Source organism: Ochrobactrum sp. PL_is501 (assembly GCF_055816895.1).
The window spans coordinates 213,302-226,588 of record NZ_JBVPGR010000035.1; the positions used below are offsets into that span (position 1 = coordinate 213,302).

General features: G+C 55.8%; 17 protein-coding genes. 15 read left to right on the forward strand and 2 right to left on the reverse strand.

The window, feature by feature from the left end; translation table 11 throughout:
* Positions 1 to 52 precede the first annotated feature (52 nt).
* The 13 genes from AC0TOF_RS12330 to AC0TOF_RS12390 all read left to right on the forward strand — a co-directional run bounded on the left by AC0TOF_RS12330 (position 53) and on the right by AC0TOF_RS12390 (position 9,536).
* Positions 53 to 760 (forward strand): hypothetical protein, encoded by a 708-nt coding sequence (locus AC0TOF_RS12330; RefSeq protein ID WP_473768455.1) that lies wholly within the window; start codon positions 53 to 55, stop codon positions 758 to 760.
* Positions 760 to 1,002 carry a helix-turn-helix domain-containing protein gene (locus AC0TOF_RS12335; RefSeq protein ID WP_167522164.1) on the forward strand — a complete coding sequence of 81 codons (243 nt, stop codon included), beginning with the start codon at positions 760 to 762 and terminating at the stop codon, positions 1,000 to 1,002. Before AC0TOF_RS12330 ends, AC0TOF_RS12335 begins: the two co-directional genes overlap by 1 nt.
* Positions 999 to 2,744 carry a DNA cytosine methyltransferase gene (locus AC0TOF_RS12340; protein WP_473768456.1) on the forward strand — a complete coding sequence of 582 codons (1,746 nt, stop codon included), beginning with the start codon at positions 999 to 1,001 and terminating at the stop codon, positions 2,742 to 2,744. The genes AC0TOF_RS12335 and AC0TOF_RS12340 overlap by 4 nt, the downstream gene beginning before the upstream one ends.
* Positions 2,741 to 3,829, forward strand: coding sequence for an ATP-dependent DNA helicase (locus AC0TOF_RS12345; RefSeq protein WP_151651084.1), 1,089 nt, complete (start codon positions 2,741 to 2,743; stop codon positions 3,827 to 3,829). The genes AC0TOF_RS12340 and AC0TOF_RS12345 overlap by 4 nt, the downstream gene beginning before the upstream one ends.
* Positions 3,826 to 4,455 (forward strand): J domain-containing protein, encoded by a 630-nt coding sequence (locus AC0TOF_RS12350; protein WP_473768457.1) that lies wholly within the window; start codon positions 3,826 to 3,828, stop codon positions 4,453 to 4,455. Before AC0TOF_RS12345 ends, AC0TOF_RS12350 begins: the two co-directional genes overlap by 4 nt.
* Entirely contained in the window at positions 4,452 to 4,622 is a 171-nt protein-coding gene (locus tag AC0TOF_RS12355) for a hypothetical protein (protein WP_473768458.1), read from the forward strand. Before AC0TOF_RS12350 ends, AC0TOF_RS12355 begins: the two co-directional genes overlap by 4 nt.
* Positions 4,623 to 4,670: 48 nt before the next feature.
* A complete protein-coding gene (ssb, locus tag AC0TOF_RS12360; protein WP_473768459.1) occupies positions 4,671 to 5,189 on the forward strand; it encodes a single-stranded DNA-binding protein in 519 nt (172 codons plus the stop codon).
* 2 nt (positions 5,190 to 5,191) lie between these two features.
* Positions 5,192 to 5,392 (forward strand): hypothetical protein, encoded by a 201-nt coding sequence (locus AC0TOF_RS12365; RefSeq protein WP_473768460.1) that lies wholly within the window; start codon positions 5,192 to 5,194, stop codon positions 5,390 to 5,392.
* 271 nt (positions 5,393 to 5,663) lie between these two features.
* Positions 5,664 to 5,894: a hypothetical protein gene (locus tag AC0TOF_RS12370; RefSeq protein WP_473768461.1), complete on the forward strand. Its 231-nt coding sequence runs from the start codon at positions 5,664 to 5,666 to the stop codon at positions 5,892 to 5,894.
* The gene (locus AC0TOF_RS12375) at positions 5,887 to 6,597 is read left to right on the forward strand and encodes a hypothetical protein (protein WP_473768462.1); all 711 of its coding nucleotides are present in this window, start codon (positions 5,887 to 5,889) and stop codon (positions 6,595 to 6,597) included. The genes AC0TOF_RS12370 and AC0TOF_RS12375 overlap by 8 nt, the downstream gene beginning before the upstream one ends.
* Before the next feature lie 399 nt (positions 6,598 to 6,996).
* A complete protein-coding gene (locus tag AC0TOF_RS12380) occupies positions 6,997 to 7,236 on the forward strand; it encodes a helix-turn-helix transcriptional regulator (protein ID WP_473768463.1) in 240 nt (79 codons plus the stop codon).
* A complete protein-coding gene (locus tag AC0TOF_RS12385) occupies positions 7,236 to 8,354 on the forward strand; it encodes a tyrosine-type recombinase/integrase (protein WP_473768464.1) in 1,119 nt (372 codons plus the stop codon). Before AC0TOF_RS12380 ends, AC0TOF_RS12385 begins: the two co-directional genes overlap by 1 nt.
* A gap of 108 nt (positions 8,355 to 8,462) precedes the next feature.
* On the forward strand, positions 8,463 to 9,536 hold the full coding sequence (locus AC0TOF_RS12390; RefSeq protein ID WP_473768465.1) for an RHE_PE00001 family protein: 1,074 nt from the start codon (positions 8,463 to 8,465) through the stop codon (positions 9,534 to 9,536).
* Here AC0TOF_RS12390 and AC0TOF_RS12395 read toward each other — a convergent pair.
* The gene (locus tag AC0TOF_RS12395; protein ID WP_473768466.1) at positions 9,533 to 10,438 is read right to left on the reverse strand and encodes a hydrogen peroxide-inducible genes activator; all 906 of its coding nucleotides are present in this window, start codon (positions 10,436 to 10,438) and stop codon (positions 9,533 to 9,535) included. The two genes, AC0TOF_RS12390 and AC0TOF_RS12395, sit on opposite strands and share 4 nt — an antisense overlap.
* Positions 10,439 to 10,600: 162 nt before the next feature.
* Here AC0TOF_RS12395 and AC0TOF_RS12400 point away from each other — a divergent pair, with 162 nt between their 5' ends.
* Positions 10,601 to 11,155 carry a peroxiredoxin gene (locus tag AC0TOF_RS12400; protein WP_006469087.1) on the forward strand — a complete coding sequence of 185 codons (555 nt, stop codon included), beginning with the start codon at positions 10,601 to 10,603 and terminating at the stop codon, positions 11,153 to 11,155.
* 86 nt (positions 11,156 to 11,241) lie between these two features.
* Entirely contained in the window at positions 11,242 to 11,769 is a 528-nt protein-coding gene (ahpD, locus tag AC0TOF_RS12405; protein WP_473768467.1) for an alkylhydroperoxidase, AhpD family, read from the forward strand.
* Positions 11,770 to 11,837: 68 nt separating this feature from the next.
* Here ahpD and AC0TOF_RS12410 read toward each other — a convergent pair whose 3' ends face one another.
* Positions 11,838 to 13,115: an MFS transporter gene (locus AC0TOF_RS12410; protein WP_122001908.1), complete on the reverse strand. Its 1,278-nt coding sequence runs from the start codon at positions 13,113 to 13,115 to the stop codon at positions 11,838 to 11,840.
* Between the last annotated feature and the right edge of the window lie 172 nt (positions 13,116 to 13,287).

The following is a 13,287-nucleotide window of genomic DNA, read 5'->3' on the forward strand; positions in this document are numbered from 1 at the left end:
GGGTCGCCGCCAATCTCCCCGATATCCCTAACCACCACTTTAAGGGACCGACATGCTTATTCGCGTTTTTGATTTCGAAACCACCGGGTTCCCTCCCGGCGCTGCCATCGTTGAGGCTGGTTGGACTGATCTACTTGTCGAGGACGGAAAGGCCGAGGTTGGCGGAACAACCTCGATGCTCGTCAATCCTTTCGAAGCTGCACCGCAGCTTGAAATGTCAATCGGCGCGCTATCCACCCACCATATTGAAAAGTCGGACCTCGTGGACGCTCCGGCTCCCGAAGTGGCCCTCCGAACCCTTTCGGATGCGGCCGACGCTTTCGCAGCGCACAATCTGGAATTCGACCAGCAGTTCTTTACCGGCGGCGGTCGTCCAATGATCTGCACTTACAAGGCTGCGCTTCATCTATGGCCGGATGCTGAAAAGCATCAAAACCAGTTCTTGCGGTATCTGCATAGCCTGCCGGTTGACCGTGAGATTGCCGAAATGTCTCACCGGGCAGGCCCCGATAGCCACGTCACCGCGCACCTCCTGAAATTCATCATCGATCAAGGCGTCGAGGTCGACACGCTGATCAACTGGACGCAGGGCGAGAAGCCTTTGCGTTTGTTGAAAGCGGTTCCTTTCGGCGAGCATCGGGGGAAACCGTTCAAGGAAGTGCCGAGCGATTATCTGAAATGGATAGTTCGCAAGGTCACCGACAAGCCGGACCTCGTCCATACCGCCCGCGTCCACCTGAAAAATCGGGGGGAAATGTGATGCGCGTTGATGAACTCAATAGCAAAATCGGAAGCCGCATTCGTGCATTCCGTATTCTTCGCGGCTTGTCGGCCGACGACTTGGCCGAAGTTATCGGCGTCAAGAAAAACTCGATTACGAGGATTGAAGCGGGACGCCTTTCGATCACGGCCGCGCAGTTGGTGCTGATCGCGCAAAAGCTCTCGACGACGTCATCGGTTTTGACGGGCGAACAGCCTGCGACGGAAGGGGGCGAGGTATGACAAGAAAATTTCTCGTCGCTGATCTGTTTTGCGGTGCGGGCGGGTCATCAACCGGCGCGGCGCAAGCGTTCAATGAACTCGGCTTAGAAATGGAATTGGTCTGCCTCAATCATTGGGAAACGGCGATTGAAACGCATCGCCGAAACCACGAACACGCGCGCCATTACATTCAAGATATCGCCGTCGCCCGCCCTACGGAGATCGTGCCCGAAGGATATCTTGACCTCCTTATGGCTTCGCCGACGTGCACCTACCATTCGGTGGCGCGCGGGGGGAAGCCGACCAGCGATCAACAGCGTTCCGACCCTTGGCACATAATTACGTGGTTGACCGAACTGCGGGTTAAGCGGCTGATAATTGAAAACGTGTGGGAGTTCTGCGGGTGGGGGCCTGTCGATCCAGAAACCGGCAAGCCAATAAAGGAACGGAAAGGCGAGTACTTTCACGCATGGATTGAAACGATCAAGCGGCTTGGCTTTGATCCCGAGTGGCGGAAATTAAACGCGGCCGATTTCGGAGACGCCACCACACGTCAACGCTTTATCCTTATGGCGCGATCAGACGGCAATAAGGTTCGTTGGCCGATGCCAACGCATCACAAGCGGCAGGATACGAAATCAGAGCTTTTCGAAGATGCTCGCCCTTGGCGTCCGGCCCACGAGATAATTGATTGGTCGATCAAAGGCCGCTCGATTTTCAACCGAAAGAAGCCACTCGCGCCGAAAACTCTTGCGCGCATTTATGCGGGCGCGATCAAGCATGAATGGCCGCAGCCATTTGTTGTTATTTTGCGCAATCACATGGCAGCACAAGGCATAGATGTTCCGCTTCCTACGATCACAGCAACCGGACGACACATCGGTGTCGCCGAGCCGGTCATCGTCAATATGAAAGGTAAATCCACGGCATCGGGTGTGGCTCAACCGCTTCCAACCCAAACGGCACACGCTCCCCATTTATATACGGCCGAAGCCATTATCTTGTCGCAACATAATAGCGGATCGCCGCGCCCTGTCCGCGATCCGTTGCCAACCGTTACGACGGGCGGGGCCGGCACAGCCGAGCGCCCGGGGTGCGCCCGGCCGATGTTGGTCGAGCCGTTCGTTCTCTCACAGGCAAGCTGCGGGTCGCCTCGTACGGTCAATGAGCCGTTGCCTACGTCGACAACCGGCGGGAGGGGCGGCGCTCACACTCTTATTGCGCCGTTTTATGGCTCCGGCTCCGGTGAGACGTGCACGAACACGGCCGAGCCGCTGCCAACGGTCACAACGAAGGATCGTTTCGGCATCGTCGTGCCGGTGACGCATAGCCAAGGCGGCAACGGTAGCCGATCCGTTGACGAACCTTTGCAAACAGTAACCACAGCCAAGGGCGGAGAATTCGCAGTTGTTTTGCCCGTCACGCATGACGGCGGGTTAAGTCGCGTCCAAGGCGTCAACGAGCCTTTGCCAACGATTACGGGCGCAAATCGCGGGGAGCTTGCTATCGCCGAAAGCATTTCTCGCGACAGGGGCGAACTCGAATTCGATATCCTTTTTCGAATGCTTGAGCCGCACGAACTCGCCTTAGCGATGGGCTTTGAAAACTACGAGTTTGCCGGAACGAAGACGCAGAAGGTGAAGCAAATCGGAAATGCCGTTTCCGTCCGCAAGCTGAAAGCGTGCGTTTACGCCCTCATGGCCGATGAAGCCCCGAGGAAAGAAAATCCCACAGAACCCGATTTCATGGAGGCGGCAGAATGAAACTGTCACCCCAACAAGATCAAGCCATCAAGGCGGTATCTACCTGGCTAAAAGACCCCGGCGCAAAGCAGACGTTCTATCTCGCCGGCTACGCTGGAACGGGCAAGACGACGCTTGCGCGTCGGCTCGCCGAGGATATCGGCCGTGTTTGCTTCGGAGCCTTCACCGGCAAGGCCGCGCTCGTCCTGCGTTCGAAGGGCTGCGAGGATGCGAGCACACTTCACAGCCTGATTTATAAGATCGAGAACCCGAATAGCCCGATACCTCGCTTTGTCAAAAATTATGACAGTGCGGTTCGCTATTCCGACCTCGTTATCGTCGACGAAGTTTCGATGGTCGGCGAAGAACTCGGCCGCGATCTTCTGTCGTTCGGAACGCGCGTTCTTGTTCTCGGCGATCCTGCACAGCTTCCGCCGGTCAAGGGCGAAGGGTTCTTCACTGCGGGCGACCCCGACTTCATGCTTACGGAAGTTCATCGGCAGGCGGCCGATAATCCAATTATCGCTATGTCAATGAAGGTCCGCCAACGGGAAAGCCTCGACTTCGGCGCGTTTGGCGATAGCCGCGTCATTCGTCGGGAAGAACTGGAAACCGATAACGTGCTCGCCGCCGATCAAATCCTCGTCGGCAAGAACAGCACTCGCCGCAACTTCAATCAACGCCTGCGAGAGTTGAAGGGCATGAAGGGCGATTTCATGGTCAACGACCGCGTTGTATGCCTGAAAAACAATCGCGAAATGGGCCTCTTGAATGGCGGTATTTGGAACGTCGACAAGGTGCTCCGGCAGTCTCGCGACACAACGACGATGTACGTCTCGCCGCTCGATAGCGGCATGACGAAACAGCCGGTCGAGGTCATCACGCACCACGCTTGGACGCGAGGTCAGGAGCGTGACCTCCATTGGAAGGATGCTCGGCGTTTCCAGCCTTTTGATTACGCCTATGCGCTCACCTGTCACAAGTCGCAGGGCAGCCAGTGGGACAACGTCATGGTCTTTGACGAGGGCGGGATTTTCCCGGAACCCGAGCGTTGGCTTTACACGGCCATTACCCGCGCGGCCGAGAAAGTGACGGTGGTACAATGACCGCAGCTTTCCCCCTTCACTGGCCACAGCACCGGCCGCGAACAGCTTCTCCAGTTCGTGCGACCTTCAACAAAAAGGTTGTCCGGCCCGGAAAGTCCTACGCGGAAACGCAATCGCTTTCGATCGCTGACGCGCTCGGCCGTCTTCAACGCGAAGTCGATCTTCTCGGCGCGAAACAGTACGTCCTTTCGAGCAATGTCGAGCTTCGGCTCGATGGTTTGCCACGATCTGGACAGGCCGAACCGAAAGACCGGGGCGTCGCGCTCTATTTCCACCTTGGCGACAAACCGCATTGCTTGCCTTGCGACCGTTACGACCGCGTTGCCGACAACATTGCAGCCATCGCAAAGCACATCGAAGCCACTCGGGCAATCGAGCGGTACGGCGTCGCAGATATGGCGGAAATGTTCGCCGGTTTTACTGCACTGCCACCACATTTCAACAAACGAAATTGGCGTGCCGTCCTTGGTTTTGCGGCCTTCGACCACGTCACGAATGAAACGGTCGAAGCGCGCTTCAAGAAGTTAGCCAAAGAGCGCCATCCAGACGTTGACGGCGGTTCGCACCAAGAAATGGCCGAACTTAACCAAGCCCGCGAAGAAGCGCTTCGGGAGGTCAGCCGATGAAAATCGATGGCATCATCCTGCGCGTAATCGGCACATTCGGAGTTTGCCGGTGCGCTTTGATCGTGAGCGCAGAGTTCATTCATCGGGATTGGACGGTCGCCCTCGTGATTGCGGGCATGACGGCAGCGTCGCTCGCAGTCCTTTGGGCCGACGAAAAGTTTCACTGAATTCAGACGAAGCCGCGCACGGACGCGGGCTTCGCAAGAGGAAAAATCATGGCAGGCATTAACAAAACCATTCTCGTCGGTCGTGTCGGGCAAGACCCGGAAGTCAGACGGTTCAACAGCGGCGACCAAGTCGCCGAGTTCTCGCTCGCCACGTCGAAGGAATGGCGGGACAAGAATACCGGCGAGCGCAAGTCGAAAACGACTTGGCACAAAATCAAGGTGTTGAATAACTCCCTGATCGAGAACGTCATCCGCCCATACGTCAACAAGGGATCGCTTATCGGTATCGAGGGCGAGCTTGATAACGAGGAATGGGAAAAGGACGGCCAGAAGCGACAGGCGACGAAGGTCGTCGTTGGAGCGTTTAGCGGCTCTCTCTATCTCCTCGGCAGCAAAGACGACAACGGCGGGGACCGTGGGTCGCGCGGGCGCGATGACGATCGCGGCTCGCGCTCGTCCGGCCGGTATTCAAGCAATGACAGGGGGCAATCGTCCGGCGGCTATGGCGGGGGCTTCTCGCGCGATCTGGACGACGAAATTCCGTTCGCGCCCGAATGGAGGGGCTAGTCATGACCAAGCTTCAAAAAATTCTGATGGCGGCCGCCGAAATAGAAACAATGCCGGAAGCTTGCACCGAAGATGAGCACGCCAATTGGGCGCTCACTACGGAACACTTGCAGCATTTGACGCTCAACGAAGCAATGATCGCCACAAAGCTTCATGAGATCGCCAGCGACTATATCGAGGCGTCACAATGTCCGAGCGCGTGAATTGTTGCGTCCCGTTCTGCACGCGCACGCGGCACAACCGGGACAACACTTCGGAATGGATATGCGGGACGCACTGGCGACTTGTTCCGCAACACCTGAAACGCCGGAAATTCAAGCTCTTTCGCCGATACAAGCGGCTTTTCGGCAATAGCTCATTTTGGTGCTTCGAAGCCGGTAGCGAAAAACGAATTCAGGCTGTTCGCCTCGATCGTCTTTGCGGGATCGCATGGGATCGATGCAAGGCCGCAGCAATTGAAAGGGCCGTAGGGCTATGACCGAAGACGAAAGAATGATTTCCGAGCAAGCGCAAAAGTCGGCGAACGATATTCGCCGCCTCCTGTCTGGTCGGGATATGGCTTCCTCATATGTCGCGCTTGGTATGGTAATCGGAAAAATCGCGTCGGAAGCCGAAAGGCCAGACCTGCACGGGGTAATGCCGCATATCACCGAACAGGCTTTTCACACGTACCTCAACAATTTGGAGGTAAAGCGCCGTGGCTGATCTTCCTATCCTTTTCAGCGCGCCCATGGTGCGCGCAATCCTCCGGGAAATCGAAAATCCGGGCACCGGCAAGACGCAAACACGCCGGATTATAAAGCCGCAGCCGACAGCATCGGGAACGGTGACGTTGGGCGACCGCGTGATTGAAGCCGCGGAATGGCAAATCCGGGAAGGGAAGTTCATTCGGATCAATGAGGGGGACCGCCTTTATGTCCGCGAAGCGTGGCGAGTTTCGCGCATGCACGACCGAGTAGCGCCCCGCGATCTGAAACCGCGCACGATGACGGTTTTCTTTGAAGCGGGCGGCTCAATCGCAAATCAGGATGCCCAAGGCGATTGGAAGCCCGCTGTTTGGCCGGAAATCGGAGAACGGCCGGATTGGGCCGGGAAGTTCCGGCAGGCGATGCATATGCCCCGGTGGGCATCCCGGATCACGCTTGAAGTGACCGGCGTCAAGGTCGAGCGGTTGCAGGATTGCAGTGAGGCCGACGCATTCGCGGAAGGCATCGCAAAAATCGGTCGGTTTTATGGTGTTCCCGAAGCCGAGTGGGACAGTGCTTTGACACGGTCCGCCGTCGACGCCTATGCGAACCTGTGGGACGAAATCAACGGCCCCGGCGCGTGGAATAAAAACCCATGGGTAGCCGCCTACACTTTCCGGCCGATCCTCGGAAACATCGATCAAATTGCGAGGGCAGCATGATTGACGGGAGCCGTTTTCCAGAAGCTCGATATGCAATCGCTCGGCTTTTCGTTCTGCTAGCGTGGCACGCACTACCCAAGCATGCAGAATGGCCGAAAGAACGTCTATGGGGCGTGAACAAATCGATAAGGCAGCGACTTAATAACATTCGAAATGGTGTTTCACCATGACGCGAACTGACCTTTTCGGCCCAGTTCCTCGCAAGCCCCGCGTCGTGAGAATGCATGCGGTCGACCATGGCGAAGCGCCCGGCTTAATGCCGGGCTGGCGAACTGCGCAGGGCGGGCATTTCAAATGCTCCCGGTGCGGGCATGATGCGGGATGGCAGTTCAATTTAACCGCAACCGAAATCCGACGGGGGCTTCCTTGCGCGGTTTGCAATTCCAAAGAGGTATGAGAATGAGAAAGGGCGACCATGCACAGCGATACGCACCGCGCGGCATGTCTCGCGCGGCTGCCGCTCTTTACATTGGTGTTGGGACGACAAAGTTTGACGAAATGGTCAAAGATGGACGCATGCCACAACCGAAAAGAGTGGATGCGCGCGTTCTTTGGGACAGGGAGGAACTAGACATTTCGTTTGATAACCTTCCTAGTGAAGACACCCAACCGACAAAGAACGTTTGGGATGACTTCTAATGAAGGAAAAACGAGCTATGCAAATTGAGAGTAAGTATCTGATCCGTGAAAAGGATCGATACGGGAACATAAGGCTATACTATCGAAAGAAGCCCGGTGCCCGTATTCGCATCCGAGAAAAGGAAGGGACGCCCGAGTTCGTTCGCGCTGTAGCGCTCGCTATGCAGGGCAAGGACGCTACCGGAAAGATTGTCTCGCAAGTCCCTGAAAAACCAGTCGAAGGTACGATTAGAGATTTGATTGTCTCATTCTACAATTCGGCTGAATTCAAGCAGACAAACGACGCGGATAGTCGCAGAAACATCAAGTATGCGCTGGATAAGTTTTGCCTGTCCAAGTCACCAAGCGGAAAACTGATCTGCGGGCAGCTTCCCGTTGCCGGGCTTGAGGCTCAACATATTCGAGCCATACGCGATCAACGCGTCGATACTCCGTCCGCTGCCAATCAATTACTTGGTTTGTTGCGGAGAGCGTTTGCTTACGGCCTTGAGGCGGGGTTGCCATATGTAAAGAGCAACCCGGCAAGGGACGTGAAGAACCTAAAAATCAACTCAGACGGTCACCATTCTTGGACGGAAGAAGAAGTGCTGCGATTTGAGGAAAAGCATCCGGTCGGGACGATGGAACGACTTGCGCTAGGTCTTCTGCTTTATACAGGCCAGCGCCGTTCTGACGTGATACGATTTGGGCCGGAAATGGTCAAAAACGGCTGGCTGGTTTTTACGCAGCACAAGAACCGGAACCGGAAGCCCGTCGAAATGGCGCTTCCGTTCGTTGAGCCGCTTCGGAAATTGATTGAAGAAACGCCGGGGGCTGGTGAAACAACGTGGCTCTTGTCACCCCGAAAGAAGCCTTTTGTTGGAGACAATTTTTCTTACTGGTTTCAGCAGGCTTGTCAGGAGGCCGGAGTTCCGGGTAGGGCGCACGGGCTTCGAAAAGCGGCCGCTTCACGGCTGGCTGAATTGGGATGCACCGAACGCGAGATTATGGCAATAACGGGTCACACCACTTCGAAGGAAGTCGACCGTTATGCTAAGTCTGCACGTCAAAAAGTCCTCGCAAAGTCTGCTATGGACAAGATGCTTAAGCCCCATTTGCAACTCGTTTCGAACGGATAGTTCCGAAGCATTTGGGCCGCACTGGCTAAAGCGGGCCGCACAGGTGCGACAACCAATTGAAATTACTGCTTTTTCAAATTCGTAACATTCGGCTGCGATATGCGGGATATGGCCTATAAGATCGACGATTTGCCGTTCGAAGAATTTTTCGTCTCCGTCAGCAGGGCTACGGCAGCTCTGGTGCGGCTCGACGAGCGGCTTGCGCGTTCGCCCATACGTGAAGGTATCGTTGAGCGCATGCATATGCACGATGCGATTGCATCGATGTGGCTTGAGGGTGAACTCGTGCATATGGAAGACTTGGTCTTGCACGATGCCTTGATGGATAGCCGGATGCCAAGCCATGCCTTGACGATTGCGCACGCGGTCTTGCGGATGCGTCGGCAGATTGCTGGAAGGCCTCCAGATTGGGCTCTGGGCTCAGCAGGTATTCAACAACTGCTCGGACGCGCGTTCAACGCCACGCCTGCTGCGGAGGCCGAACCGTTCACGACGATGGACGGGGATACTGATCCGCTGTTCAACGATATTGACAGCTTGCTTGCGCGGACCGATGCACTTTTGAAAGGCGCAATCCCTGACAAGGCCAAACCGGAGACCGCCTCACGCGATGCGTTGCTTTATGACGATGACTGGGACGAGGACGCGCGTTTGCAGGAGTGGCGGGATTGTGTTGCGGCCACAGGACATTTGCCGCCCCTTATGCGCGCCGCACTGATCCACGACGCGTGGTTTTCCCTGGAGGTTGTGCAGCGGTCATCCTGGATTGGACGGTTGCTGACTGCGGCCTTCCTGCGACATAGCGGGCTCGTAACGGGCCATTTACCGGTAATCAGCCTTGGTCTTCGCGCAAAACGACCGGACGAACGGCGTTCGCCCAACCGCCTGATCCGTCTTCGGGCTTTCTTTGAAAGCATCGAAGACGCTGCGGATACGATCATGAAGGAACATGACCGGCTGCTTCTGGCGCGTGAACAGATGCAGCGCAAACTCAAGGGACGCAGATCCAACTCGCGATTGCCGCAACTGATGGATATGGTTCTGCGCAACCCCGTTATTTCCAGCCAGATGGTGGAAAAGGAACTGCAGGTCACGCAGCAAGGTGCTCTGAAATTGATCTCAGAACTCGGTCTGAGAGAGGTCACGGGGCGAGGGCGTTTCCGGGCCTGGGGAATTTTTTAGCCGGTTTTCATGCATTTTCCGCGAAGGTGGTCTGCGAAAAGCTGAAATTCATTGCGGCGGGCGGCGTTGGAGCGCCAGACGAGAACCAGCGACCGGTAGTTGTTTTTGCCATCATAGGGAACGATGCTCAGTTCCGTTCCGCGTGTCGCTCCAGCTTTAACGGCGACCTCCGGCAGCAGGGTAATTCCCATCCCGAAATCCACCAATTGCACCAATGTCATTATGGATGTGGCGTGAACATCGCCGCTTGCTTGTGCTGGTGTGGAACCTATGGCGGCCATGACGTGTTCACGAAGACAATGCCCGGTTTCCAGCAGGAGAAATGGCTGGTCCTGCAAATCCTCGGCATCGACTCGGTCGCGGTTGGCCAATGCATGGTCGCGTCGTACTGCCAGATAGAAGGGGTCCCGCCCAAGCTCTGCGACCTCGAACTCGTCAAGATCGTAAGGGTGGGCCACGAGTGCAACATCCAGCGATCCGGAACGCAAACTTTCAAGCAGCGAGCGCGTAAGGCCTTCACGAATGGTAAGCTGGAGTTCGGGAAAAGCTCTGGACGTGGCAGGCAGAACTTTTGGCAGGAGAAAAGGCGCTATCGACGGGATAACGCCCATCCGCAATCTCGTCGTCAGTGGGCGTTCTGCCTGCCGGGCATGTTCAGGTAGTTCTTCGATGAGCGCTACGATAGCACGGGCTCGCTCCATAAAATCTTCCCCCGCCGGGAGAAGCTGCATTCGTCTGCCTGAGCGGTCGATCAACGCTACGCCAAGTTCTGTCTCAAGGGACTGAATGGCCGCACTCAAGGTCGATTGGGTTACGCCCACGACTTCGGCCGCTCGCGAAAAGGAACCCACTTTGACGAGGGCCATGAAATAGTGGAGTTGACGGACACTGATATTGAGCATTGAAGCTTCAGACCCTACTCCATCGTTAAAATCGATGGAATTTATCGATATTATCGCTTTGACCGATTTGGCAAGAAACCCTATATACGAGTCGCAGGATGGAAAATTCTGAAAATTCAGAAATTTCCGCATAACCATTGAATTTTTACAGGCAGGTATAAGATGCTCGGTATCGGCGACAAGCTTCCCTCCTTCAAGGTCACCGGCGTAAAGCCCGGTTTCAACCATCATGAAGAGAATGGCGTTTCGGCATTTGAGGAAATCACCGAAGCAAGCTTCGCGGGCAAGTGGAAGGTTATCTTCTTCTACCCGAAGGATTTCACCTTTGTTTGCCCGACCGAAATCGCCGAATTTGCGCGCCTTGCTTCGGATTTTGAAGACCGTGACGCGGTCGTTCTGGGCGGTTCGACCGACAATGAATTCGTGAAGCTCGCATGGCGTCGCGACCATAAGGATCTCGACAAGCTGCCGATCTGGTCGTTTGCTGACACCAATGGCTCGCTGGTAGATGGTCTCGGCGTTCGTTCGCCGGATGGCGTCGCATATCGCTACACCTTCGTTGTCGATCCAGACAACACGATCCAGCATGTTTACGCGACCAACCTTAATGTTGGCCGTGCTCCCAAGGACACGCTGCGCGTTCTCGATGCGCTGCAGACCGACGAACTCTGCCCATGCAACCGCGAAGTCGGTGGCGAGACGCTCAAGGCGGCCTGATTGGCCCCCTGATTATCGACGAAAAGGCGGGTTCAGGCCCGCCTTTCTTTTATTGAGTATCCAAAATGACAGATAAAGAGGGTTCCATGTCCATTGATGATCTGAAATCAAAGATCCCGGATTTCGCCAAGGATGTTCGTCTCAATCTTTCGTCCATGGCAAGCGACGAAACACTGACGCCGCAACAGAAATACGGTCTGTTCGTCGCCTGCGGCATTGCCTCCCGCAATGCCGACCTGCGCAAGGCGCTTATTGCTGAAGCGGCGGCCAAGGTTGACGCTTCAGTCATCCAGGCAGCAAAGTCGGCTGCGTCGATCATGGGCATGAATAACGTCTATTACCGCTTCGTTCATCTTGCGACCAACAAGGATTACCGCACCATGCCGGCGAAGCTGCGCATGAATGTGATCGGCAATCCGGGCGTCGACAAGGTTGACTTCGAGCTTTGGTCGCTTGCCGTGTCGGCGATCAATGGTTGCGGCATGTGCATTGATGCTCACGAAGATGTTTTGCGCAAGGCCAATGTGACGTCGGAAATTATCCAGACTGCCGTGCGCTTTGCATCAATCATACAGTCGGTGGCTATCGCACTGGAAGCCGCTGATACTGAGTAAGACGACATCGAAAAGAATAGCCCGCGCGGAGTGATCCGCGCGGGCTATTTTTGTTTCTGCGGCTGTTACTAGCCGCGTTTGAACGAAATGAATGCAAATCCGATCAGCGAGACGACTGCGGCAACAACCATGTAATAGCCGACATAGTCGAAGCTATAATGCGTGGCGAGCCAGGTCGCAATGTAAGGTGCAACCGAAGCGCCGAGAATGCCTGCCAGGTTGAAAGTCAGCGACGCGCCGGTATAGCGAACGGATGTCGGGAAAGGTTCGGCGAGCGCCGCGCCGATGGGGCCATAGGTAAGGCCCATTAGGCCAAACCCGATGATAAGGAAGGCGAGAACGCCAGCCGTGCCAGCCATGAACAAAGGCGCCATGATGAAGCCATAGAGGCCGATCAGGACGGTGACGATGACCATGACCGGGCGCATGCCGAAGCGGTCGGACAGCAATGCTGCCACCGGGATCATGAGGCCGAAGAAGACCACGCCAATCATTTGGAGAATGAGAAATTCCTCACGGCTGTAACCAAGCGCGCGCGTACCCCAGCCGAGTGAAAATACCGTCATGAGATAGAACAGGACGAAGGTCGCGACCGCGCCGATGGTGCCGAGGAAAAGGCTCATCTTATGCTGCTTGAACAGGGTTGCGACTGGAACCTCAACACGTTCAGCCTTGTCGATGGCCTTCTGAAATTCCGGTGTTTCGGCAATTTTCAGGCGAATGAACAGCCCGACGCCGACCAGAAGAGCACTGGCGATGAAAGGAATCCGCCAGCCGAAAGCAAAAAACTGTTCTTCTGTGAGAACCTCCGCCAGCACGAGAAATATGCCCGTAGCCAGAATAAAGCCGACCGGCGCGCCAAGCTGCGGGAACATGCCATACCAGGTCCGCTTGCCTTCCGGCGCATTCTCGGTTGCAAGCAGCACTGCGCCGCCCCATTCGCCGCCGAGACCGAGGCCCTGACCCAGACGGCACAGGGCGAGCAGGAGCGCTGCCCAGACGCCGATCGAATCATAGGTCGGCAGGAAACCGATGGCGACCGTGGAAATGCCCATGGTCATTAGCGCTGCAACCAGCGTCGCCTTGCGGCCAACCTTATCGCCGAAGTGGCCAAACAATGCACCGCCGATAGGGCGGGCAAAGAATGCAATCGCGAAGGTCGCAAGAGATTGGAGAAGTGCCGAGTTGCCGTCGCTTGCAGGGAAAAAGAGATGCGGGAATACGATCACCGCGGCGGTTGCATAAATATAGAAGTCAAAGAATTCGATCGTGGTGCCGATCATGCTCGCGGCCAGAACACGGCGCGCGGAATTTTTCTGCGGGGCAACCGCTACAGCGACAGTCATTGTTTCAAATCCAATATTTATGGGCCGTCAAGGTTTGGGAGAAGCCCAGATGTGGCTCCTTTAAAACCGCTAGAGATGGAATCGCAAGTGGAAAAGGACTTTTAAGCAATTTTCTAATTTCGAATGGGCCATTTTAGAAAGAAAAGCGAAAGTGGGTAAAATTCCCGTCAGC

Coding starts and splice junctions, on each gene's coding strand:
- ssb (WP_473768459.1), top strand. CDS start 4,671: ATGGCAGGCATTAACAAAACCATTCTCGTCGGTCGTGTCGGGCAAGAC.
- ahpD (WP_473768467.1), top strand. CDS start 11,242: ATGTCCATTGATGATCTGAAATCAAAGATCCCGGATTTCGCCAAGGAT.
- AC0TOF_RS12380 (WP_473768463.1), top strand. CDS start 6,997: ATGAGAAAGGGCGACCATGCACAGCGATACGCACCGCGCGGCATGTCT.
- AC0TOF_RS12385 (WP_473768464.1), top strand. CDS start 7,236: ATGAAGGAAAAACGAGCTATGCAAATTGAGAGTAAGTATCTGATCCGT.
- AC0TOF_RS12390 (WP_473768465.1), top strand. CDS start 8,463: ATGGCCTATAAGATCGACGATTTGCCGTTCGAAGAATTTTTCGTCTCC.
- AC0TOF_RS12345 (WP_151651084.1), top strand. CDS start 2,741: ATGAAACTGTCACCCCAACAAGATCAAGCCATCAAGGCGGTATCTACC.
- AC0TOF_RS12400 (WP_006469087.1), top strand. CDS start 10,601: ATGCTCGGTATCGGCGACAAGCTTCCCTCCTTCAAGGTCACCGGCGTA.
- AC0TOF_RS12410 (WP_122001908.1), bottom strand. CDS start 13,115: ATGACTGTCGCTGTAGCGGTTGCCCCGCAGAAAAATTCCGCGCGCCGT.
- AC0TOF_RS12365 (WP_473768460.1), top strand. CDS start 5,192: ATGACCAAGCTTCAAAAAATTCTGATGGCGGCCGCCGAAATAGAAACA.
- AC0TOF_RS12350 (WP_473768457.1), top strand. CDS start 3,826: ATGACCGCAGCTTTCCCCCTTCACTGGCCACAGCACCGGCCGCGAACA.
- AC0TOF_RS12340 (WP_473768456.1), top strand. CDS start 999: ATGACAAGAAAATTTCTCGTCGCTGATCTGTTTTGCGGTGCGGGCGGG.
- AC0TOF_RS12355 (WP_473768458.1), top strand. CDS start 4,452: ATGAAAATCGATGGCATCATCCTGCGCGTAATCGGCACATTCGGAGTT.
- AC0TOF_RS12370 (WP_473768461.1), top strand. CDS start 5,664: ATGACCGAAGACGAAAGAATGATTTCCGAGCAAGCGCAAAAGTCGGCG.
- AC0TOF_RS12395 (WP_473768466.1), bottom strand. CDS start 10,438: ATGCTCAATATCAGTGTCCGTCAACTCCACTATTTCATGGCCCTCGTC.
- AC0TOF_RS12335 (WP_167522164.1), top strand. CDS start 760: ATGCGCGTTGATGAACTCAATAGCAAAATCGGAAGCCGCATTCGTGCA.
- AC0TOF_RS12330 (WP_473768455.1), top strand. CDS start 53: ATGCTTATTCGCGTTTTTGATTTCGAAACCACCGGGTTCCCTCCCGGC.